Genomic DNA, 2,164 nt, shown 5'->3' on the forward strand with positions numbered 1-2,164 from the left:
CGGTACGGTGGGACCACCCGGCGGCGCACCCCTCACGCCGCCCGATGAGGAGAGTGCCGTGACCGGTCGATACGCCCCTGGACACACTCTGGATCAGGCCGTCGCTCTCGAACGCGGCGGCGATAACCTGGTCCGTGGCCGCACGGTCGACGCGTGGGCCAACATGGTCGGGCCGTTCGGCGGGACGACCGCGGCGACGATGCTGCAGGCGATCCTGCAGCACCCGGAGCGACACGGTGACCCGCTGGCTCTGACGTTGAACTACGCGGGCCCGGTGGCCGAGGGCGAGTTCGAGATCGAGGTGCTTCCGACCCGCACCAACCGCTCCAACCAGCACTGGTGGCTCGAGATGCGCCAGGGCGATCAGGTGGTCACCACCGCCACGGCGATCACCGCGCTGCGCCGCGAGACGTGGTCGGAGACCGAGGTCGGCCCGCCCGGGGTCCCCGCACCCGAGGACCTGACCCCGGCCGCGGCGGACCGTGGGGTCAAGTGGGTGGACAACTACGACATGCGGTTCGTGACGGGGGCGTGGCAGTCGGTCGAGGACGGACAGACGAGCCCGGATTCGATGACGACGATGTGGATCCGCGACACCCCGCCCCGCCCCCTCGACCACGTCGCGCTCACCGCGATGTGTGATTCGTTCTTCCCCAGGTCGTTCCTCCGGCTCGGCCGGCCGATCCCCGCGGGAACGGTCACGCTGACGATCCACTACCTGGCCACCACGGACGAGATCGCGGCCCAGGGCACGGACTTCATCCTGGGCAGCGTCCACGCCCACCGGTTCCACGGCAACTACCACGATGAATCGGCGAGACTGTGGGGCCGCGACGGCACCCTGCTCGCCACCAGCCACCAACTCATGTACTTCAAGTCCTGAGTACCGCGGGCCGGAGGAGGACCCAGCACATGTCGACCACTCGGAACCACACCACCCACGAGGTCCTCAACCAGGCGCCGCCGCGCGTGGACGTGGACGAGTACGCGCTCAATCCCGCACTCCGGGAGGCCGTGGGAGTCTTCGCGCCCGGCGCGGTGACCGACCGGTTCCACGAGATCGGCCGACACGTGGGCACCGGGCAGTACCAGCACGACGCGGAGCTGGCCAACACCCTGCCGCCGGTGCACCGCGCCCACGACCGGTGGGGCAACCGGGTGGACGAGATCGAGTTCCACCCCTCCTATCACCGGATCATGGAGTACTCGGTGTCCCGCGGGGTGCACACCTCCGCCTGGGCGGACCCGGGGCCCGGCGCCAACGTGGAGCGGGCCACCGGCTTCATGCTGGTGTCGCAGATCGAGGCCGGGCACGGGTGCCCGCTGTCCATGACGCACGCCGTGGTGCCGTCCCTGCGGTTGAGCCCGGAGCTGGCCGCGGAATGGGAGCCGGCGCTGATGTCCAGGGTCTACGACCCCGAGCTGCGCGACCCCGCCACCAAGTCGGGGGTGTTGTTCGGGATGGCCATGACCGAGAAGCAGGGCGGGTCGGACGTCCGGGCCAACACCACCACGGCCACCCCGGTCGGGGACGGCCTGCACGTGCTGCGCGGCCACAAGTGGTTCTGCTCGGCCCCACAGTCGGACGCCTTCCTGGTGCTGGCGCAGGCACCGGAGGGACTGAGCTGCTTCCTCGTCCCCCGCGTCCTCCCGGGCGGCGAGCGCAACCCCTTCCTGGTCCAACGCCTCAAGGACAAGCTGGGCAACAAGTCCAACGCCTCGTCCGAGGTGGAGTTCGACGGCACCCTGGGCTGGATGGTCGGCGATCCCGGCCGTGGGGTGCGCACGATCATCGAGATGGTCGGGCGCACCCGCCTGGACTGCGTCCTGGGCGCCACGGCCGGAATGCGCCAGGGCGTGGCCGAGGCCGCGTGGCACGCCCGACACCGGGCGGCGTTCGGGGCGACCCTGGTGGACCAGCCGGCCATGGCCGCCGTTCTGGCGGACCTCCAACTCGAGGCGGAGGCCGCCACCTGGACGGCGACCCGCCTGGCAGCGGCCTATGACGACGACGAGTCCGCCGCGTACCGGAGGCTGGCCACCGCGGTCGCCAAGTACTGGACGTGCAAGCGCGGACCCAACCACGCCTACGAGTCGCTGGAATGCCTGGGCGGCAACGGCTACACCGAGGCGTTCCCGCTGGCCCGCCGCTACCGCGAGCAGC

The 2,164-nt window shown here is 71.0% G+C and carries 2 protein-coding genes; both read left to right on the plus strand.

Going from position 1 to position 2,164, the window contains the following annotated elements:
- The first annotated feature begins 58 nt into the window (after positions 1–58).
- Complete coding sequence (locus tag G6031_RS18105; protein ID WP_347238529.1) at positions 59–883, plus strand: thioesterase family protein; 825 nt, start codon at positions 59–61, stop codon at positions 881–883.
- Positions 884–912: 29 nt separating this feature from the next.
- Positions 913–2,164: acyl-CoA dehydrogenase family protein (locus G6031_RS18110; protein ID WP_182654028.1), on the plus strand; the 1,252-nt coding region annotated here is incomplete at its 3' end.

It is taken from the genome of Dietzia sp. CQ4, from assembly GCF_014145125.1.
Classification (GTDB): domain Bacteria; phylum Actinomycetota; class Actinomycetes; order Mycobacteriales; family Mycobacteriaceae; genus Dietzia; species Dietzia natronolimnaea.